Source organism: Rhodococcus pyridinivorans (assembly GCF_900105195.1).
Taxonomy (GTDB): Bacteria; Actinomycetota; Actinomycetes; order Mycobacteriales; family Mycobacteriaceae; genus Rhodococcus; species Rhodococcus pyridinivorans.
In genome coordinates, this window is sequence record NZ_FNRX01000002.1 from 4,694,448 (window position 1) to 4,716,210 (window position 21,763).

Annotated in this window: 12 protein-coding genes; 4 read left to right on the top strand and 8 right to left on the bottom strand. The window is 69.0% G+C overall.

Features of this window, described 5'->3' with window-relative positions:
• Positions 1–495 (bottom strand): glutathione peroxidase, encoded by a 495-nt coding sequence (locus tag BLV31_RS22330; RefSeq protein WP_019290035.1) that lies wholly within the window; start codon positions 493–495, stop codon positions 1–3.
• A 228-nt stretch (positions 496–723) separates the two neighbouring features.
• Entirely contained in the window at positions 724–2,088 is a 1,365-nt protein-coding gene (locus BLV31_RS22340; RefSeq protein WP_033096838.1) for a cation:dicarboxylate symporter family transporter, read from the bottom strand.
• Positions 2,089–2,350: 262 nt separating this feature from the next.
• Between BLV31_RS22340 and BLV31_RS22345 the strand changes: the two genes are divergently transcribed.
• The gene (locus BLV31_RS22345; RefSeq protein ID WP_006551833.1) at positions 2,351–3,904 is read left to right on the top strand and encodes a sensor histidine kinase; all 1,554 of its coding nucleotides are present in this window, start codon (positions 2,351–2,353) and stop codon (positions 3,902–3,904) included.
• Positions 3,901–4,593 carry a response regulator gene (locus BLV31_RS22350; RefSeq protein WP_006551834.1) on the top strand — a complete coding sequence of 231 codons (693 nt, stop codon included), beginning with the start codon at positions 3,901–3,903 and terminating at the stop codon, positions 4,591–4,593. The genes BLV31_RS22345 and BLV31_RS22350 overlap by 4 nt, the downstream gene beginning before the upstream one ends.
• 83 nt (positions 4,594–4,676) lie before the next feature.
• Here the strand turns inward: BLV31_RS22350 and BLV31_RS22355 are convergent, their stop codons facing one another.
• Both BLV31_RS22355 and BLV31_RS22360 read right to left on the bottom strand, forming a co-directional pair.
• Positions 4,677–6,824 carry a S9 family peptidase gene (locus BLV31_RS22355; RefSeq protein WP_072740524.1) on the bottom strand — a complete coding sequence of 716 codons (2,148 nt, stop codon included), beginning with the start codon at positions 6,822–6,824 and terminating at the stop codon, positions 4,677–4,679.
• A 6-nt stretch (positions 6,825–6,830) separates the two neighbouring features.
• Entirely contained in the window at positions 6,831–7,718 is an 888-nt protein-coding gene (locus tag BLV31_RS22360; protein ID WP_006551836.1) for a phosphoribosylaminoimidazolesuccinocarboxamide synthase, read from the bottom strand.
• A gap of 108 nt (positions 7,719–7,826) precedes the next feature.
• Between BLV31_RS22360 and BLV31_RS22365 the strand changes: the two genes are divergently transcribed.
• Both BLV31_RS22365 and BLV31_RS22370 read left to right on the top strand, forming a co-directional pair.
• Positions 7,827–9,260 carry an MDR family MFS transporter gene (locus BLV31_RS22365; RefSeq protein WP_072740525.1) on the top strand — a complete coding sequence of 478 codons (1,434 nt, stop codon included), beginning with the start codon at positions 7,827–7,829 and terminating at the stop codon, positions 9,258–9,260.
• A gap of 74 nt (positions 9,261–9,334) precedes the next feature.
• Positions 9,335–9,733, top strand: coding sequence for a hypothetical protein (locus BLV31_RS22370; protein WP_072740526.1), 399 nt, complete (start codon positions 9,335–9,337; stop codon positions 9,731–9,733).
• A gap of 68 nt (positions 9,734–9,801) precedes the next feature.
• Here the strand turns inward: BLV31_RS22370 and entS are convergent, their stop codons facing one another.
• From entS to BLV31_RS22390, 4 genes are all read right to left on the bottom strand, one after another.
• Positions 9,802–11,052, bottom strand: coding sequence for an enterobactin transporter EntS (gene entS / locus BLV31_RS22375; RefSeq protein WP_072740531.1), 1,251 nt, complete (start codon positions 11,050–11,052; stop codon positions 9,802–9,804).
• A gap of 10 nt (positions 11,053–11,062) precedes the next feature.
• Positions 11,063–11,284 (bottom strand): phosphopantetheine-binding protein, encoded by a 222-nt coding sequence (locus tag BLV31_RS22380; RefSeq protein ID WP_006551840.1) that lies wholly within the window; start codon positions 11,282–11,284, stop codon positions 11,063–11,065.
• On the bottom strand, positions 11,206–20,583 hold the full coding sequence (locus tag BLV31_RS22385; protein ID WP_064060426.1) for a non-ribosomal peptide synthetase: 9,378 nt from the start codon (positions 20,581–20,583) through the stop codon (positions 11,206–11,208). Before BLV31_RS22385 ends, BLV31_RS22380 begins: the two co-directional genes overlap by 79 nt.
• Positions 20,584–20,693: 110 nt before the next feature.
• Positions 20,694–21,722, bottom strand: a complete 1,029-nt coding sequence (locus tag BLV31_RS22390; RefSeq protein ID WP_064060427.1) for an ABC transporter substrate-binding protein — start codon at positions 21,720–21,722, stop codon at positions 20,694–20,696.
• Positions 21,723–21,763 lie beyond the last annotated feature (41 nt).

Consider the following 21,763-nt stretch of genomic DNA (forward strand, 5'->3'; position numbering starts at 1 on the left):
TCAGGCCGGCAGGATCTCTTCGAGGGCGTCGAGGATCTCGGGCGCATCCGGTTCCGTGCGGGGACGGAAGCGCGCGGCGACCGTGCCGTCGGGAGCGATGAGGAACTTCTCGAAGTTCCACTGGATGTCGCCGGCCTCGCCGGAGGCATCCGGGTGCTTGGTGAGCTCGGCGTAGAGCGGATGCCGGTTCTCGCCGTTGACCTCGATCTTCTCGAGCAGCGGGAAGGTCACGCCGTAGGTGGCGGAGCAGAACTCCTGGATCTCCTCCGGCGTTCCGGGCTCCTGACCCATGAACTGATTGCACGGCACGCCCACGACGAACAGTCCGCGGTCGCGGTATTCCTGCGCGAGCTTCTCGAGTGCCGTGTACTGCGGGGTCAGGCCGCACTTGGACGCGACGTTCACGACGAGTACCGCGTGGCCCTCGTACGAGCCGAGATTCGTGGGTTCACCCGAGAGGGTGTTGATCGGGATGTCCTGGAGAGGCGTGGTCATGCATCCAAACTATCGTGTGCCCGATCACTCCCCCGAACATCGGCGTGCTACATCTTCTCCCCCGGCAGCGCGGCGGCCTGTCTCACCCACTTCCGGACCTTCTCCTCGTCGAGGTCCTCGAGCCGGCGGATGTCGTGATAACGCCGCCGGCGCGTAGTCGCTACAGAAATAGCTGTCCGCTACGGAAAATTTCCGTAGCGGACAGCCATTGTCGTAGCGGATGCCGGATCAGACGGACACCTTCTCCAGCTTCGCCGGTTCGCGCTCGGGAGCGGGCTCGTGATCGTCGACCATCATGCTTTCGTCGAACGGCAGCCGTCCGCTGAGCACCTCGTCGACGCGGTCACGGTCCACCGACTTGGTCCACGTGCCGATGAGCAGGGTCGCGATGGCGTTGCCGGAGAAGTTGGTGACGGCACGCGCCTCGGACATGAACCGGTCGACACCGACGATCAGGCCGACACCGTCGAGCAGGTCGGGGCGGTGGCTCTGCAGACCGCCGGCCAGCGTCGCCAGACCGGCACCGGTGACCCCGGCCGCACCCTTCGAGGCGACGATCATGAACAGCAGGAGCGAGATCTGCTCACCCATGTTCAGGGGACTGCCCATCGCGTCGGACACGAACAGGGCGGCCATCGTCAGGTAGATCGCGGTGCCGTCCAGGTTGAACGAGTAACCGGTGGGCACGACCACGCCGACGGTGGTGCGCTGGACACCGAGGTGCTCCATCTTGGCGATCAGACGCGGCAGCGCGGACTCCGACGACGACGTCGCGAAGATGAGGAGGTACTCGCGGGCGAGGTACTTCACGAGCTTGAACACCGAGACACCGGAGACCGCTCGCAGCAACGATCCGAGAACACCGAAGACGAACACGACGCACGTGAGGTAGAAGGCGATCATCAGAACACCGAGCTGCAGGACCGCGCTCAGACCGGTCTGGCCGACGACGTTGGCGATGGCACCGAAGGCACCGATCGGGGCGAGCCACAGGATCATCGTCAGGATGCGGAAGACCAGCTTCTGCAGGTGGCCGATGCCCCGCAGGATCGGTTCACCCGACTTGCCGATGCCCTGGATGGCGAAGCCGACGAGCAGCGCCACGAACAAGGTCTGCAGGACGCTGCCCTCGGTCAGTGCGGACAACAGGGAGGTGGGGATGATCGACGCGATGAAGTCGACGGTGCCGCCGGCGGCATGCGCCTTCTCGGCGAGTTCGGCACCCGAGCCGGCGTTGGCCGGATCGAGGGTGAGCCCCGAGCCCGGGTCGAGCAGGTTGCCCACACCCAGGCCGATTGCGAGGGCCACGGTCGACATGCCCACGAAGTAGATCAGCGCGAGTCCACCGATCCGGCCGACGCTCGCCGCTGCCCGGACCGACCCGATGCCGAGCACGATGGTGCAGAAGATCACCGGGCTGATCATCATCTTGATCAGGTCGACGAACATGGTGCCGAGGACACCGAGCGACTTGCCCGTCTCGGGGGCCAGCCATCCGACGGCGATACCGGCGACGACGGCGATGATGACGCCGATGTACAGCCAGTGGGTACGGTCGCGGCGTTTCTCGCCCCGCACGGTTGTGGTGCTCATGGAGTGCCCTTCGATCATGCGCGGGCTCGTCGCGCGATGTTCACGGATAACGGGATGCGGTGACGCACCGGCGAGGACTCGGGAATCGACCGTGGTTCGGTCGGGTACTACGGGACCCTGGTAGGGGCCGCTCCGCGCCCGGGTGGTGACCGGCATCACGTCCACATAAGGACATGGTGGTGGCCGGGTCGCCGCGGGAGAAGTTTGTGTACATAGTGTTCACGGGAGGTGAACGGTGAACCGTCGCCAGGCGAGACCGCCGATGAGCGTGGCGGGCCAGCTGCTCATCCTCCAGCTGGTGGTGTTCACGGTGATAGCGATCGTGGCGGGTGCGCTCATCGTCGTCGACGAACGCCGCGACGCCGACGAGGCCACTCGCCGCACCGTGACGGATATCGCAGTGACAGCCGCGCTCTTCCCGGAGGTCGCGGACGGGTTGCTCTCCCCCGATCCGACCGCAGCGCTCCAGCCCCGCGCCGAGCAGATCCGCGAGGCGACAGGGGTGGACTTCGTCGTCGTCGTGGACCCCGAGGGCATCCGCGTGACACATCCGGTGCCGGAGCAGATCGGGTTGCCGTACACGGGCCACACCGATGAGGCCCGTTCGGGCACGCCGTTCACCGAGACGTACACGGGCAGCCTCGGATCGTCGATCCGCACCATCGCGCCGGTCTACGACGACGGCACGCTCGTCGGATTCGTGTCGGTCGGGGTGACACGGGAGAGGATCGCCGAGAACTTCGTGCGGAGCCTTCCGGGCATCGTCGGCCTGGTGGCGGCCGGGCTCGTGGTCACCGCGGCGGGCGGATACCTGATCGCGCGGCGCCTGCGCCGTCAGACCCTCGGGCTCGATCCCGACCAGCTGCGGCGCATGTACGAACACCACGACGCCGTCCTGCACTCGATCGGCGAAGGGCTGCTGGTGTTCGGTGGAGCACCCGGCGCCTCACCGCAGGTCGACGTCGTCAACGACGAGGCACGCCGCCTGCTCGGCCTTCCCCCGACCGGGCCGGTCCCCTTCGACGCCCTGCCCGAGACACTGCGCGAACTCGCAACCACCGGCGAGGCACGCGACGAGGTGCACCTGACGCGCGACCGCACCCTCGTCGTCAACAGCGACGCGGTGAACTGGAACGAGCGCCGCATCGGCACCGTCGTCACCCTCCGCGACCACACCGAGTTGCGCGGTGTCCTCGGTGAACTCGACTCGGTCCGCGGATTCGCCGAGTCGCTGCGGGCGCAGGCCCACGAGTCGGCGAACCGTCTGCACACCATCGTCACGATGGTCGAACTCGGCCGGACGGAGGACGCGGTCGCGTTCGCGACGCAGGAACTGGCGGTCTCCCAGCACCTGATCGACAGGTTGACAAGTGCCATCCACGAGCCGGCGCTGTCGGCGTTGCTGCTCGGCAAGATCGACGAGGCGGCCGAGCGAGGTGTGGAACTGACCGTCACCGACGACACGGAACTGGGCCCGGTTCCGTCCATCCCGGCGCGCGATATCGTCACCCTCGTCGGGAATCTCATCGACAACGCCATCGACGCCTCCCATGCGTCGGACGACCCATGGGTGGAGGTGACTGTGCGTCGGGACGATTCGTCGATGATCGTCGAGGTCGCCGACAGCGGGCCGGGGATGTCGCCGGAGGTGCTGGCCCAGGCCATGCAGCGCGGCTACTCCACCAAGTCCGAGCAGCGCGGCCTCGGACTCGCACTCGTCGCCCAGGTCGTGGCGCGTCACGGGGGAACTCTGCGCACCGAACCGTCGCTGGGTTCGATGATCGTCGCCGTGATCCCCTTGGAGAGCCGGTCGTGATCCGGGTGCTCGTCGTCGAGGACGAACCGCTCATCGCCGAGGCCCACCGCGAATACGTCGGGAGGGTGGACGGATTCGAGGTGGTAGGTGTCGCGCACACGGGTAGCGACGCCGTGCGGGCGGTCGCGTCGGCTGCGCGGGTGGGCACACCGGTGGATCTGGTGCTGCTCGACATCGGGCTCCCCGACACGAGCGGCCTCGAAGTGGCTGCACGCCTGAGCGCCGGTCGTCCGAGTCCCGACATCATCGCCGTCACGTCGAACCGCGATCTGGAGGTCGTGCGGACGGCGGTCGCGCGGGGTGTGGTGCTGTATCTGCTCAAGCCGTTCACCTTCGCGGCACTGCAGGACAAGCTCGAACAGTACGTGGCCTACCGCTCGGCGTTGCGCGACGCCGAGACCGCGGCGGGCCAGCACGATATCGATCGCGCCATGTCGGCTCTGCGCACGAGCAGTTCCCGTCCGTCCACACCCAAGGGCATCTCCCCCGACACGCTGTCGAAGATCACCGATTTCCTTCATCACGCCGACGGGCCGCGAACCGCTGCGGAAGTCGGATCGGCCGTGGGGGTCTCACGCGTGACGGCGTGGCGTTACCTCGAACGGCTCGCCGACGACGGAGCCGCGACCCGCATCACCGAGTACGGCCGCGCCGGCCGGCCTCAGGTCCGGTACGAACTGCGCAGGTGAGCGGTCTGCTATCGGCTACACAGTTCGTCATTCGCGTCGGCAATTGCTGCGGCGAATAGCGAGAACGCGAGCGGATACCGAGCTCAGCCCGCAGCGGTCTCCGCGCGGCAGGCGCCCGACGTCTCGAGCACCCACGCGAACTCGAACGCGACCTCGCGCCACTTCTCGTACCGGCCCGACACACCGCCGTGTCCCGCGCTCATCTCCGTCTTGAGCAGCAACGGCGCATCGCCGGTCTTCGTCGCGCGCAGCTTGGCGACCCACTTGGCGGGTTCGACGTAGAGCACGCGCGTGTCGTTGATGCTGGTGATCGCGAGGATCGCCGGGTAATCCTTGGCCTCGACGTTCTCGTAGGGGCTGTACGAGCGCATGTACTCGTACACCTCTGGGTTTTCGAGCGGGTTGCCCCACTCGTCCCATTCGATCACCGTGAGCGGCAAGGACGGATCGAGGATCGACGTGAGCGGGTCGACGAACGGGACGTTCGCGAGGATGCCCGCGAACAGCTCGGGTGCGATGTTCGCGACCGCACCCATGAGCAGGCCACCGGCACTGCCGCCGTCGGCGACCAGCTTCTCCGGGCTCGTGACGCCGGCGTCGATCAGGTGCCGCGCGCACGCCACGAAGTCGGTGAAGGTGTTCTTCTTCGTCAGCGACTTGCCGTTCTCGTACCAGTGCCGGCCCATCTCGCCGCCGCCGCGCACGTGCGCGACCGCGAAGACCATGCCCCGGTCGAGCAGCGACAGGCGTGCGACGGAGAAGGCCGGGTCGATGCTCGCTTCGTACGAGCCGTAGCCGTACAGCAGCGTGGGCGCGTTCTCGGGGGTGCCCTTGCGCGCGACGATCGACAGCGGGATCTTCGTGCCGTCCTCGGCGGTCGCCCACTCGCGGCGCTGCTCGTAGAGCGTCGGGTCGAACTCGCCGAGCACCGGCTGCGACTTGAGCAGCTTCAGCTCACCGGTGCTCACGGTGTAGTCGTAGACCCGGCTCGGGGTGATGAACGACGTGTAGCCCAGACGCAGTGTGGGCTGGGTCCATTCGGGGTTCGCGCCCGGTCCGACGGCGAAGAGTTCCTCGTCGAACTCGAGTTCGGTGAGCTTGCCGTAACCCTCGTCGGTCAACGGCCACACCGCGAGTCGGGTGAGGGCTTCGCGGCGGTAGCCGAGCACGAGGTGTCCCTCGAACGCGTCGACGTCCTCGAGGCGCACGTCGTGCCGGTGCTCGATCAGGGTGCGCAGCGCGGACGGGTCGTCGACGGGAGCCTCGGCGAGGACGAAGTTCTCGGCCTTCTTCCCCGTCTCGGGGTCGACGTCGTTGTGCAGGATCAGGAAGCGGTCCTCACCGGCGATCACGGCGTGCTCGGCACCGTACTCGACACCTTCGCGGCGCGGCAGGATCACACGGAATTCGCCTGTGGGGTTCTCGGATTCGAGCACCCATCCCTCGGTGGTGATCTTCGAGCCGACCCAGATCATGAGGTACTTCTCGCTGCGGGTCGAACCGATCGACACCCAGTACCGCTCGTCGGGTTCGTGGAAGACCTTCACGTCCTCGTCGACGGAGGTGCCGAGCTTGTGCCGCCAGACGGTGTCGGGCCGCCACGACTCGTCGACCGTCTGGTAGAAGACGTGGCTGTGGTCGAGCGCCCACGTCGCTCCCGGTGCGGTGCCGGGGATCTCGTCCGCCCGCATCTCACCGGTGGTGAGGTCCTTGATGCGCAGGGTGTAGCGCTCGTCGCCCACGACGTCGGTCGAGTACGCGAGCAGCGTGCCGTCGTGGCTGATCGAGAACGCCCCGAGCGAGAAGAACTCGTGCCCTTCCGACTCGACGTTGCCGTCGAGGAGCACCTGCTCGCCGGGGAGTTCCACACCAGGCGTGACATCGGGCGGTGTCCAGTCGTCGGCGTCGGCGATCGGGCACCGGCACTGGATCGCGTACTGCTTGCCCTCGACGGTGCGGGCGTAGTACCACCAGTCACCCATCCGGGTGGGGACCGACATGTCGGTCTCCTGGGTGCGCGACCTGATCTCCTCGAAGATCGCCTCACGCAGCGGAGCGAGATGTTCCGTCTGCGCCTCGGTGTACGAGTTCTCCGCTTCCAGGTACGCGACGACCTCGGGGTCGTTCTTGTCGCGCAGCCATTCGTAGTCGTCGACGAAGGTGTGCCCGTGATGGGTGCGCTCTAGCGGCACCTTCTTCGCGACCGGCGGAGTGATCTTCGAGGAGGTCATATGCGGTCAGCCGATCCAATCGTCGAAGGACAGTCCCGAAATACGTTCGTACGCCTCGATGTAGCGAGCTCGCGTCTTGTCGACGACGTGCTGCGGCAGCGGCGGGGGCGGGGTGTCGGAGGCGCGGTCCCAGCCCGATTCGGGTCCGGTGAGCCAGTTCCGGACGATCTGCTTGTCGAAGCTGGGCTGAACCTTGCCCTCCTCGTACTCGTTCGCGTCCCAGTAGCGGGACGAATCCGGGGTGAGGACCTCGTCGGCGAGCACCAGATTGCCGGCCTTGTCGAGACCGAACTCCAACTTGGTGTCGGCGAGCAAGATGCCGCGGTCGGACGCGTACATGGCGGCGCGGTCGTAGATATCGAGCGTGTCCTGGCGCAGCTTCATCGCCAGGTTCAGACCGACCTTCTCGACGACGTCGTCGAAGGAGATGTTCTCGTCGTGGTCGCCGAGCGCAGCCTTGCTGGCCGGGGTGAAGATCGGTTCGGGCAGTCTGCTGGCCTCGACGAGCCCCTGGGGCAGGGTGACACCGCAGACGGAGCCCGTGGCTTGGTAGTCGAGCAGGCCGGAGCCGGTGAGGAAGCCTCGGGCGACGCACTCGACGGGCACCATCTCGAGGCGCTTGACCACGAGTGCGCGGCCGAGGACCTCCTCGGGGATACGCTCGTCGTCGGGTTCTCCCGCGAGGTGGTTGTTGGTGGCGTCGAGCAGCTTGAAGAAGAACACGCTCATCGCAGTGAGGACCCGCCCCTTGTCGGGGATCGGGGTCTCGAGCACGTGATCGTAGGCCGAGATCCGGTCACTGGCGACGAGGAGCAGGTGCTCGTCGTCGATCACGTACAGATCACGCACCTTGCCGCCGGCGAGGTGTTGGTAGGACTCGAGTGAAGGACGCACGCTGACACCCTAGTGCTCATCGAGTGGGCGTACCGCACCCCGTGGCGGATATCCCACTCGTTCACCGCCGGGTGGAACAACGAACGTACGAGTGGGAACAGGAGTGGCATGGCCGCATCGTCGCGAGTGGACGTCGGGTTCGGGTCCGAGCGGGGCCCGATCCTCATCGCTCTGATGCTCGCCACCTCCCTCGTGGCGCTCGAGAGCACCATCCTGGCGACCGCGATCCCGACGATCGTCGCGGACCTGGGCGGCTTCACGCAGTTCCCGTGGTTGTTCTCCGCCTATCTGCTCACGCAGGCGGTGCTCGTCCCGGTCTACGGCAAACTCTCCGACGTCTTCGGCCGCACTCCGCTGTTGTTGTTCGGGATCGGGGTGTTCGCGGCGGGTTCGGTGCTGTGCGCGGTGGCGTGGAGCATGCCGACGCTGATCGCGTTCCGCGCGGTGCAGGGACTCGGCGCCGGTGCGGTGCTGCCGATGGCACAGACGATCGCCGGGGACATCTACACGGTCGCCGAGCGCGCCAAGGCGCAGGGCTATCTCGCCAGTGTGTGGGGCATGTCGGCGGTGATCGGCCCGGCCGTGGGCGGTGTCTTCGCAGACTTCCTGTCGTGGCGGTGGATCTTCTGGATCAACCTGCCGTTGTGTGCCCTCGCGGCGTGGGTGCTCGTCCGCAACTTCCGCGAGGACACGCCGTCGGGACCGCGACCGCGCGTGGACTGGGCCGGCGCGGCGACACTCGCGGTAGGCGCCGCCCTGCTGATCCTCGGCCTGCTCGAGGGCGGGCAGTCATGGGCGTGGACGTCGGCGACCGGGATCGGCATCTTCGCCGCCGGTGCAGCCCTGATCGCGGTGTTCGTGTGGATCGAGTCCCGCGCCGCCGAGCCGATTCTGCCGATCCGGCTGTTCACGCGACGTGTGCTGGTCACCACCAGCGCGGTGTCGTGCCTGGTGGGCGCGGTCGTGCTGGGTCTGACCTCGTACGTTCCGTCGTTCGTGCAGGGCGCGCTGGGGACCACGGCGCTCGTCGCGGGCTTCACGCTGGCGACGATGACGATCGGCTGGCCGATCGCGGCGGCGCAGTCGGGCCGGCTCTATCTGCGGATCGGTTTTCGCAACACCGGTCTGGTGGGTGCGGTGCCGCTGTTGTGCGGCGCGGCGCTGTTGACGCAGGTCGGGGTGGATTCGGCTCCCGGGGAAGTGGCGCTCTGCTGCGTGCTCGTGGGACTCGGGATGGGGTTGATCGCCAGTCCCGCGCTGATCGCGGCGCAGTCCAGCGTCGACTGGTCCGAGCGGGGCGTCGTCACGGGCGCGAACGCCTTCGCACGTGCGATCGGCAGCGCGGTGGGCGTGGCGGTGTTCGGTGCGCTGGCCAATGCAGCCCTCGGGGGCGCAGCGGCGGACGAGACCGTCACCGGAACTCCCGGTGCGGCGCAGTTGGCGGACTCGGTGGCGCCGGTGTTCGTCGCCGTTCTGGTCTGCGCCGTCCTGCTGGTGTCGTGCGTGTGCCTGATCCCGAACCGTCCGGCAGCGGCCGGGTAGGCGACACGCCGCGTGCCTATACCGTTACCTACGAGCTGTTTCGTATTCGCTCGAGATCGGGCACCATCTCTGCGGTGAGAACGACAAGCGGCGGCAAGGACACCATCGACGACGTGACGTACTACCCCGTCGGAGCTGCGGAGCATGCTCTGCAGCGACTGGTACACGCTACGGCGATGCAGGACACGACGGATTACGAGTCGCTGCGCTCTGCCATGGACGCGGAGTACTTCTGGCGCGGTGTCGCCGAGACCTTCCGGATCGCCGACGAGGCGTTCCGGATCGTGTCGTCCGCGACACGCGACCGGCAGGACATCTGCGCGCACGTCATGGCACGCGCTGCCGACTGGGTGGGCACCATCGAACTCGCCACCGAGGGATCCCGCTTGTACGGCGCGCTCGTCGCTTACACCCAGGGCGTCAGCGAAGGGTATTCGGCCGTGGAGGCCTGGGCGCGCGACGGACGGGTATGACGCGAAAGCGCTGATCGACGCGAAGGCGGGGCCGGGGATCACCCCGGCCCCGCTCGTCGACCCGCAGGTCAGCCCACAGCTTCGAGATCGCCCGTGTCCTCGAACCGCCGCAGCGTCGGGGTCGCAACGAACATGATCGCGATGATCACCACACCTGCCACGCCGTAGATGGTCAGGGCCATCGAGATCGGCACCAGCGAGGCCACGACGCCCGCCGCGACCGCGCCGACGGAGGTACCGGCCGTCACCTGCGCGCCCCACACGGCCGCGATCCGTCCGCGGTACTCGTCGGAGGTGTTGCGCTGGACGGTCGCGTACCGCACGACGTCCGCGAGCGAGTCGCCGAAACCGTGCGCGGCCAGACCGAGCAGCACGACGGCGAGGACGCCGGTCGCGCCGGCACCCACCAGACCGGCGGCGGAGACCGCCATGAGCAGGTACACCACCAGCCCGTACCGGCGGATCGAGCCGGTCCAGCCGCTGGTCAGCGAGCCGACCACGGCTCCGACGGCGGGTGCGGTGTAGAGCAGGCCGACCACCGACGGTCCGACGCCGAGCACCTCGTCGGCGAACTCCGGGATCAGCACGGCCCAGCCGGACAGCAGCATCGCGAGGAATCCGACGATCAGCACCTGCCCCACTACGCGGTTGTGTGCCGCGTACCGGAAACCCGACACCACCGACTTCAGCGGTGATTCCTCCGCCACGTGCGTCGGCGGCAGCGACGGCAGGCGGGTGATGCAGAAGGTGGTGATCGCGGTGGTGAACGCCGCGAGCGCGTAGGCCACACCCACACCACCGGCGGCGATGACGACACCGCCGAGCGCCGGGCCGATCATGGAGCCGAGGTCGGCGGTCAGCGCCATGAGCGCGCCGGCCGCGGCGAGCTTGTCGCGCGGGATCAGGCTGGGGGTTACCGCCATGAGCGCGGTCGACGAGATCCCGCCCGCGATGCCGTCGACGACGGCGAGCACGTAGATCGCCCACATCTGCGGTTCGGGCAGGAACGCGTTGATCGCCAGCAGCGCGAAGGCGACGCCCGCGGTGCCGCGGGCGAGGGCGATGACGTTCCGCCGGTCGTACCGGTCGGCGAGCACCCCGCCCGCGAAGGTGGCCCCGAAGGTGGTCGCACCGATCACCGCGGAGACGGCGGCGACCTGCGCCGTCGAGCCGGTGAGCTGGTACACCTGCACGGGCACGGCCACGATGAGGAAACCGAGACCGAACAGCGACACGACGCGTGCGGTGAACAGGTACCGGAACTCGCGGCTGGTCCGCAGCGGGTCGAGGTCGATGAGGAGCTTCTCGAAGACGGCCACGATCACCCGCTCATCCGCGGGTGAGCAGCGCGATCCACTGCTCGAGGTCGGGGGCGGAGGCGAGGTCCACGAAGTCGACCTCGACGCCGGCGCTACGCCACTGTTCCACGAGGGCCATCAGCCGGACGGAGTCGAGTCCCTGGTCGACGAGGCTCACCGAGGGGTCGAGTTCGTCGACGTCGATGTCCAGGATCCGGGCGGTGTCGGCGAGGACGGTAGTGCGATCGAGCATGGTGTTCTCCTTGTTTCGATGTGTGCAGGCGCTGTGCCCTGGTAAGCGGTGCCGGTGAGTTCTTTCGCGGCGACGACGACCTGCACCGTCTCCTGCCAGATCCGCGCGATCTCGGCGAGCGTGTCCGCGTCGACCACGTCCGCTGCGGCGGCGAACTCGCATTCCAGAACCGCGCCGTCCGGGGTGTCCTCGGTGATCGCGTCCACCTGCAGGACGTGGTCGAGCGGCATGTCCGGATCCACCGAACCCCCGATCGCAGCGGCGCCCGGTGCACCCGACCACGGGCTGCCCGACGCCTCGCCGAGCGTGAGCCGACCGAGGTAGTTGAAGACGACGGCCGGCGGCACGTACCGGGCGAAGCGGTCGCCGAAGTCCGGGTTCAGTCGACGCAGCAGGCCGAAGCCGATGCCGTTGTCGGGTCGTTCCCGCGACGCGCGGGCCACCGCACGCAGCACCGCGCCCGCGGCGTCGGTGTCCCGGGACGCGGACGCCACGTCGACCTCCGCCAGATCCACCGTCACCGGATACATCGACGTGAACCAGCCGACCGTGCGCGACAGGTCGGCACCGGGGACCACCTGCTCCTCCCGGCCGTGTCCCTCGAGGTCGATGCGGACCTGGTCGCCACCCCGGACCGACGCCACCGCGACGGCGAGGGCCGAGAGCAGGATGTCGTCGACGACGTTCGCGGCCAGGACCCGCTCGGTGACGTCGACGGGCAGCTGCACGCGGGTCGACCGGGTCGAGAGGACGGTGTCGCGTGCCGGGTCGAGCGGGCGCGAACCGAGCATCGGTTCGTCGGCGTCGACGGCACGCTGCCAGGCCGACCACGACGCGGTGATCCGCTCCGAGCGTGCCGCTTTCGCGAGTTCGTCCGCCCACACCCGAAAGGGTGTGCCGCTCGACGACAGGGTCACCGTCTCCCCGCGTTCGGCCTGTTCGACGGCGTCGGCGAGGTCGGGGACGAGGATCCGCCACGACACGCCGTCCACCACGAGGTGGTTCACGACGATCAGGACGCGTCCGGCCTGCTGCGGCCCGAAGTCGAACCACACGATCTGCACCATCGTCCCGTTCTCGGGATCGAGTGCGGCGTACGCGTTCTCACGCTCCTCGTCGAACAACTCGTCCCAGTCCCGGCCCGTGGCGTCGACGCGCCGCACGGCTGCGGTGAGGTCGGGAACGGTCTCGGGGACCGTCCACGACGGCCGGCCTTCGTCGTCGACACGGAAGGTCGAGCGCAGCATCGGATGGGCGGCCACGAGTGCCTCGACCGCGGTACGCAGGGTGTCGAGCGTGAGCCCGACCGGCGCGACCAGCAGTCGCGCCTGCGAGAACCGGGACAACCCCGTCCACTGCTCGAGGGTGTCCCACACGATCGGCGTGACGGTCACCTCGCCTGCCACGTCGCCGACGGCTGCCGGACGGGTCTGTCCGCCGCCACTGTCGATCGCGGCCGCGAGTGCCTCGACGGTGCGCAGTTCGATCACCTGACGCGTGGTGATCCACAGCCCGGCCGCCCGGACCTTCGACACGAGCTGGATCGAAACGATCGAGTCGCCACCGAGGGAGAAGAAATCGTCGTCGATCCCCACCCGTTCGAGTCCGAGCACGTCCGCGACGAGTCCCGCCAGGACCCGCTCGGTGTCGGTACGCGGTGCACGCGCCCCGACCAGCGACGAGAAGTCCGGCTCGGGCAACGCCTTCCGGTCGACCTTGCCGTTGGCAGTGACGGGGAAGGCGTCGAGTACGAGCACCACGGCGGGCACCATGTAGTCGGGCAGACGCTCGGCAACGGCGGCACGGACGACCGCCGGATCGACGGCACCGTCCGGGGTCACGTAGCCGACCAGACGCGTCACTCCACGACTGTCGGTGTGCGCGTCCACGACCGCGTCCCGCACCCCGCGCACCGCGGTCAGCGCGGCCTCCACCTCACCGAGTTCGACCCGGAAGCCGCGGATCTTGACCTGATCGTCGCCGCGGCCGAGGAATTCGAGCACGGGCCGGCCGTCGGCACCACGCACCCGCCGGACGAGGTCGCCGGTGCGGTACATGCGGGTGCCGTCGTCGGCGAAAGGATTCGGCACGAACCGCACCGTCGTGAGGTCGGGTCGGCCGAGATATCCGCGGGCGACACCGGCACCGGAGACGTACAGTTCGCCGACCACACCCATCGGGACGGGCCGGAGCATCGCGTCGAGGACGTACGCGCCGGCGCCGTGCACGGCCCGGCCGAGGCACGGTGTGTCGGCGTCGGTGACGGCCCCGATGAGAGAGTCCACGGTGCATTCGGTCGGTCCGTAGAGGTTGAAGGCGCGCCCGTCGGTCAGCTCCCGCAGTCGCTGCCACGACGCCGGATTGACTGCCTCGCCACCGAATCCGACGGAGGCGGGGCGGTGTCCGCTCTCGTACAGTCCGGCAGCGAGCATGCGGTCGAGGAAGGACGGGGTGACCTCGAGGAAGTCGAGTTCGTGCTCGAGCGTGTATGCGACCATCCGTTCGGGATCACGCATGGTGTCCTCGTCGAAGACGTGCACCGTGTGTCCGTCGAGCAGCCACAGGGTCGGCTGCCACGAGGCGTCGAAACCGAACGACCACGCGTGCCCGACGCCGACGGAATCGCGTCCGGACGCCGCTACGGTCGGGACGTAGAGATCCGCGCGGTGGCTCTCGAACAGGTTGAGCAGGTTCGCGTGCGTGACCGCGACACCCTTCGGCAGTCCGGTCGAACCGGAGGTGTAGATGACGTACACGCCGTTGTGCGGGCGCAGCGCACCGCGGCGGTCGGCATCCGTCAGTGGGGCGGTGGAGAATTCGCCGAGTTGCAGGTCGGGGTCGTCGAGCACCACGATCCTCGTGTCGCCTGCGATGGGGACGATACCGTCGAGAACCGAGGCGACCGTGACGATCACCTGTGGTCGAGAGTCGGAAACCATGTGCGCCAGTCGATCCTGCGGATAGGACGGGTCCATCGGCACGTACACGCCACCCGACGAGATCGCCGCCGCGATCGCGACGACCATGTGCTCGGACCGCGGCAGCGCGAGTCCCACGACCGTCTCCGGTCCGACTCCGGCGTCGACGAGGAGCCGCGCGAGTCGCGCGGAGCGCCCGCCCAGTTCCGCGAACGACAGTGTCGTGCCGTCGGCGACCACCGCAGGTGCGTGCGGGGTGCGAGCGATCTGCCGCGCCAGGAGATCGGCGACGGTCGCCGCTCCGCTCGACGGGGCCGCGGGGGTCGTCGACCGGTCGCTGCGCAGACCGGCCCGCTCGGCGGTCGTGAGCACATCGAGTTGCGCCACGGTGCCGGGGTTCTCGGCGACGAGCTGGTCGAGGATGCGGACGAGGCGCTCCCCCAGTGCGGTGGCGTCGTCCTCGGTGAACAGATCGGTCCGGTACTCGAGGCCGAGGTGCAGTTCGTCCTCCAGTCCCGCGACCAGCACGAGCGGGAAGTTCGTGGCGTCCGAACCCCCGACCGACCCGACCCGCACGCCGCCGTCCCGTTGCGCCGCGTCGAGGGCGTCGCGGTCGACGGGGTAGTTCTCGAAGACGAGGAGGGTATCGAACAGTTCGCCGATCCCGACGGCACGTCGGATGTCGGCGAGACCGACGTACTGGTGGTCCATCACGCGGTTCTGGGTGCCGTGCGTGCGAGTGACGAGATCGGTGATCGACTCCCCCGCCTGCGTGCGGACGCGTACCGGGACGGTGTTGATGAACAGGCCGATCATCGATTCCACGCCCGGCACGTCGGGGACGCGCCCGGAGACGATCGCACCGAAGACGACATCGGTTCTGCCGGTGAGCGACCCGACGAGAAGGCCCCAGGCGGTCTGCACGAGTCCGTTGACCGTGACGCCCTGTGCGCGGCTCGCTTCGACGAGCCGCCGCGACAGCCCGTCGGGCACGGCGACCGTCAGTTCGGCGGGAAACTGCGGTCGCAGCGCCGTACCGGACGGTGTGACGAGGGTGGGTTCGTCCACGCCGTCGAGCAACTCGCGCCACACTTCGACACCGGCCGCGACGTCCTGTTCGCCGAGCCAGTCGAGGTAGTCGGAGAACGGCACGACCGGCGCGAGTCCGGCGGCGGAACCCCCGGCGGCGTAGATCTGCAGGAGTTCCTGCACGAGCAGCGGGGTGGACCAACCGTCGGAGACGAGGTGGTGCATCGTGAACAGCAGTCGCGCACGCGTCGGTCCCGCGACCACCAGCGTGAAGCGCACCAGGGGTGCGGCCGCGAGATCGAATCTGCGGGTGCGGTCGGCGGCGAGCAGTTCCGCCACCCGCGTGTCGAGTTCGCCGGGCTCGACGGTCCCGAGATCGACGACCTCCCAGTGCGGTTCGGCGGCGCGACGGACGACGCCGATCGGTTCGCCCGCTGCGCCGAGTCGATAGCCGGTGCGCAGAACGGCGTGCCGGTCGACGAGTGCACGCACCGAGCGCTGCATCGTGCCGGCGTCGACGCGGCCGTCGAGGGCGAGGTCGGTCTGCATCGTGTAGACATCGACACCCTCGGCGACACTGCCCGATCCCGACGGCTCGTTCAGTCCGGCCAGGAAGTACATGCCGCGCTGCAGGGGTGTCAGCGGCACGACGTCCTCGATGCCGTCCGGATTCTCGGCGTGCAGTGCGAGCACCTCGTCGACGGACAACCCGGACGCCGTGAGCACCGACGGCACGGGGACGCCCACGGCACCGCCGGAGACCGTGTCGGTGAGAAGGTGCAGTGCCGCGAGCCAGCGCTGCCCGATCCGGCGGGCCCGATCGGCGTCGAGAGCACCGGTGGCGTAGGTGAACACCGCCGAGAGAGCGGGTCCGTCCGGTCCGTCCTCCGTGATCGCGTTGACGTCGAGGACGTGGTCGAGGGGCATGGCCGGATCGACGGAACCACCGAGCGCGGCCGCCTCGGGTGCGGCCGACCACGCGGAGTCGGCGGTATCGCCGAGGGTCATCCGGCCGAGGTAGTTGAACATCACCTCCGGGGTCCGGTAGCCATCGAAGCGGTCGCGGTCGTCGCCGAGGAAACGCAGGAGACCGAAGGAGATTCCGTTGTCGGGAATGCGTTTCAGCGATTCGGTCGCGTGGGCGACGGCCCGGAGCGGAGCACCGCCGTCGAGTGCACGGTCTCCGCCGAGTTCGACCGTCACGGGGTACAGGGAGGTGAACCACCCGACGGTACGCGACAGGTCGGCACCGGGCACGATCTGTTCCTCGCGTCCGTGACCCTCGAGATGCACTCGCAGGGCGGATCCGCCGCAGACGTCGGTGACGGCGAGTGCGAGGGCCGCGAGCAGCACATCGCCGGTGCCGATACCGAGGGCGGACGGCACCGTGGTGAGGATGCGTTCGGTGACGTCGACCGGTACGTCGATCTCGACGGACGCCGAGGTCGACACGATGTCGCGCTGCGGGTCCAGGGCGCGGCTTCCCACCGCGGGCGAACTCTCGGCGGCGAGGGCGGATTCCCAGAGCGGCCACGATCCGGTGATCCGCTCGGACGAGGCCGCTTCGACGAGCGATTCCGCCCACTCCCGGAAGGACGTCCCGGTGTCCTCCGGCGCTGGCGTCTCCCCGCGGGTGGCCGCGGAGACGGCACCGGCGAGGTCGGGCACCAGGATCCGCCACGACACGCCGTCGACGACGAGGTGGTGCGCGACGACGACGATCCGTCCGGCCTGCTGCGGTCCCGGGTCGAGGAAAACCACGCGGAGCATCACCCCGGCTTCGGGGTCGAGTGCGTCGACAGCCTCCGCCGACGCTTCGGCGATGAGGTCGTTCCACGAAATTTGTTCCGTGGTCGAGTGATCCACTCGCCGGACGAGCGTCGCGGCCTCCGGGATGTCCTCGGGCACGATCCATGTCGCACCGCGACGAGTACGCCCCGACGGTTCCGAGTCGCCGACGGTGAACCGCGAGCGCAGCATGGGGTGGGCCGCGAGCAGCGCCCGCACACCCGTGACCAGATCCATCTCCCGCAGGCCGACGGGAGCGACGAGCGTCCGGGACTGGGTGAATCGGCGCAGCGAGTCGAACGATCCGGACGCGAGGGATTCGTGCACGATCGGCGTGACGGGCACCGGGCCGGTCGCCGCCGTCCGGGCTCGTCGGGGTTCCTCGGCGGGTGCCTCGCACGCTGTGGCGAGTGCGGCTGCGGTGCGCAGTTCGAAGACCTGACGGGCGGTCACGCGCAGGCCGGCCGCGCGTAGACGCGACACGAGTTGGATGGAGACGATCGAATCGCCCCCGAGGGTGAAGAAGTCGTCGTGGACACCCACGCGGTCGAGGCCGAGGACGTCGGCGACGGTGGCGCACAGCGTCCGCTCTGTCTCGGTGCGCGGTTCGCCGGCACCCGCCAGGGACGAGAAGTCCGGTTCGGGCAACGCCTTCCGGTCGATTTTTCCGTTGGCCGTGATCGGAAGGACGGGAAGAGTGACGAGCACCGCCGGGACCATGTAGTCGGGCAACCGGTCGGCGAGCGCGGCCCGCACCTCAGCGGTGTCGGGTCCGTCGCCGACGATGTACCCGACGAGGCGGGTGGTCCCCCGGTGGTCGGTGTGTGCGACCACCACGGCGTTCCGCACGGCCGGATGCGCGGTGAGCGCGGTCTCGATCTCGCCGGGTTCCACTCGGAATCCCCGGATCTTGACCTGGTCGTCGTCGCGGCCGACGTATTCGAGTGTGCCGTCGTCCGTCCAGCGCACGACATCACCCGTGCGGTACATGCGGGCACCCGCGGACCCGCAGGGATCGGCGACGAAGCGTGCCGAGGTCAGGTCGTGGCGGCCGAGATAGCCACGGGTGACACCGTTTCCGGAGACGTACAGTTCACCGGCCACTCCGATGGGCACGGGACGCAGCCAGTGGTCCAGGACCCGCACGCTCGTCCCGGGAGTGGGACCGCCGATCGTCACGGTGTCCCCCGCGATATGCGCGGAAGTCGCGTCGACGGTGCATTCGGTGGGTCCGTAGCAGTTCGTCGCCACCACGTCGCTCGCGGCGAGTCGCTGCCACAGCGCGGTGCTCACCGCTTCGCCGCCCACGGTGACGATCGCGGGAACGTGCCCACCCGGTTCGAGGAGACCGGCGTCGAGCAGGCGGTTCATGAGCACGGGCACGGTGTCGACGTAGTCGATGCCGTGGGTGCGCACGTAGTCGACGATGCGGTCGACGTCGGCACGGTTGTCGTCGGGAAGCACATGCAGCACATGGCCTTCGAAGAGCCAGGTGAGCGCGGCGACCGCCGAGTCGAAGGCGAACGGGTAGGTGAGCAGGACGTGCCACTGCCCGTCGCGCGGCGCACGACCGGCGGCGTGCATGGGCCCGGCGGCCTGTGCGGCGTGCAGGTCGGCGAGATTGGCGTGCGAGACGGCCACGCCCTTCGGCAGACCCGTGGAGCCGGAGGTGTAGACGACGTAGGCCAGATGATCCGGGCGGAGCGGAGCGCGCCGGTCCGCGTCCGTGAGCGGAGCCGACGACAGCGCCGACAGTGTGGACTCGACATCCGGGTCGTCGAGGACCAGCACGTCGACCCCGTCGAGCACCTCACCGAGACCCGCGCGCACGGCCTCGGTGGTGATCACCAGACGCGGTGCGGCATCGGTGATCATGTGCTTCAACCGGTCGGCGGGATAGGACGGGTCGAGCGGCAGATAGGCGCCTCCGGCGGTGAGGACGGCAACGATCGCGTCGACCATGGCGCCGGTCCGGGAAAGCGCGAGACCGACCCGGTCGTCGGGTCGCACGCCGCGGTCGACGAGCAACCTCGCCAGTCGCGCCGAGGCCGCGCCGAGTTCACCGAACGACGATTCCTGCTCACCGCACACCACTGCGGGTCGGTCGGTGCCGGTGGTGAACCGGTGCGCGAGCAGGTCGGCGACGGTGCCGCTCGACGGTGCCGCGGGTGCGGTGGACCAGGTGCCCAGTACACGTTCCCGTTCCGAGGACGGCAGGATGTCGAGGTCGGCGACAGGCGCATCGGGCCGGGCACACAGGGCCTCGAGGATCGCGACGAGGCGGGCGCCCAGGGCGGCGGCCTCGTCCGCGTCGATCAGCGACGGGCGGTGGTCGAGCTTGACGACGAGCCGATCGGACATGCCGGCCGTGAGGACCAGCGGATAGTTGGTGGCGTCGCGTCCGTCGACGCCGGTGATCGTCACTCCCCCGGCGCGTTGCGCTCGCTCGAGGGCGTCGCGGTCGACGGGATAACTCTCGAAGACGGTGAGGGTGTCGAACAGTTCACCGATCCCGACGGCGCGCTGCACCTCGGACAGGCCCAGGTACTGGTGATCGACGGTGCGCGACTGCTCGAGCTGTACGCGTCGCAACAGTTCGGTGACGGTCGCGGCGGGATCGAGCCGCACCCGCACCGGAACGGTGTTGATGAACAGCCCGATCATCGATTCCACGCCGACGAGTTCCGGAGGGCGGCCCGAGACCGTCGCGCCGAAGACGATGTCGTCGCGGCCGAGCAGACCGGACAGGAGCATCGCCCACGCGGTCTGCAGCACCGTGTTGAGCGTGACGCCGCTCGCGCGGGTGAGCTCCGCGAGCTTCGCGCCGAGCCCGTCGGGGACCGGAACCTCGAGTTCGCCGCAGCGTTCCGACGAGCGGGTCGCTCCCGGCGGTGCCACGAGCGACGGCTCGCTCACACCGTCGAGCGCCTCCTGCCACAGCGACCGGGCGGCCTCGCGGTCCTGGCGCCCGAGCCACGCGAGGTAGTCGCGGTAGGGGCGCACGGACGGCAGGCCCGACGCCGATCCCCCGGCGGCGTAGATCTCGAGCAGCTCGCGCACGAGGATCGGGGACGACCAGCCGTCGACGACGATGTGGTGGGCGGTGAGCAGCAGGCGCACCTCGTCGGCGCCGAACCGCACGAAGGTCCAGCGAACGAGCGGCGGTTGCGTCAGGTCGAACCAGTCGTACAGGTCGTCCTCGACGATCTGCTCGAGCCGGCGTTCCGCCTCGGCGCGTTCGAGACCGGACAGATCCTCGCTGCGCCAGGGATTCTCCACGCCCGACACGACGAGACCCGCCGTACGGCCGTCCTTACGGGGACGGAAGCACGTGCGCAGCGCCGGATGACGGTCGAGCAGCGCCTGCGCGGAGGCCGCCATCCGCTCCTCGTCGACGGCCCCCGAGAGTCGCACCACCGATTGCACCGTGTAGGCGTCGGGATCGGCCGCAGCCGTGTCGTCGGATGTCGAGCCGGTCGGCGCCGCAACGGTACTCAGGTAGAGCAGGCCCTGTTGCAGCGGCGAGAGCGGAACGATGTCTTCGAGCGCAGTGGAACGGGTCATCTGTCGCTTTCGGTATGGACGGTCATTTCGGGCACGGACGACGAACGGCCCCCGCGCCGGGACGTCGGGGGCCGTTCGGTCGGTGGTGCGGGGCGGGCCCGCAGCAGCGACTACTCCTGGTTCTGGTTGGCCGGAAGGTTCGCCAACTCGGCATCGATGGAATCGAGTGCCAGCAGAGCGGTTTCGTAGGTCGCTGCACTGGAGTGCTTGACGGCGACGAGGTTGCCGGCCTTCACGGCGGGAAGATCCTGCCACAGCGGGGAGGCGAACAGTTCCTCCAGCTCGGGCGGCAACGAACCGTCGGCCTCGACACCGTAGACGATCACGTCGGCCTCGCCGAGGTTCTCGGGCAACTGCTCGACCGACAGGTACTCGGCGTGAACTCCCTCGGGATCGGTCGGCTCACCGAAGAAGTCGAACCCGAGATCGTCGAACAGGTTGGTGGTGTACGACGAGGCGTATTCGCGGGAGAACTCACCGGGCTCGGTACCGCACACACCGCAGACGCCGGCGAACTTCAGGCCCCCGAGCGAGTCGGCGTACTTGTCGGCGATCTCGGCAGCGCGAGCCTCGTACTCCTCCTTGAACTCCCCGTAGGAGTCGCTGACGTTCGCGGCATCGGCGTACTGCTCACCGAGTTCGCGCCACTCGCCCGGAACCGTGAGCCCGACGAAGACCACCGGGGCGAGCGCCTCGAGCTTGGCCACGTCGACCTGCTCCTGCACGCGGGCCGGGACACCCATGATGATGAGGTCGGGATCTGCGGCGGTGACTGCCTCGTAGTTGAGCTCCGAGACGGCGCCGTCGGGAGCGACCTTCGGCAGCGCCTCGTAGGCGGCCAGGGTCTCCTCGTCCATGTTGTCGAGCTCGCGGCTCCACTCGCATACGGCGGCGAGGTTCGCGCCGGCCTGGATGAGCGGGAGGGTCGCGTAGCCGCAGGACACGATCCGCTGGGGGTCGGCCGGGATCTCGATGCTGCCGTTCTGCGCTTCGAAGGTGCGCGTCGCGGCGGAGTCGGTGCCGCTCTCCGTGCTGCTGCTGTCGCCGTCGCTCGAACATCCCACAAGTCCGACGGCCAGCAGGGCTGCCGCGCCGAGCGCCGCGGCGCCCCGCGCGCGCTTGCGTTCCAGAACGCGCATCGTTGTTCTCCCAGAGTCTCCCGCCGGGGCGCGTTGCCCCG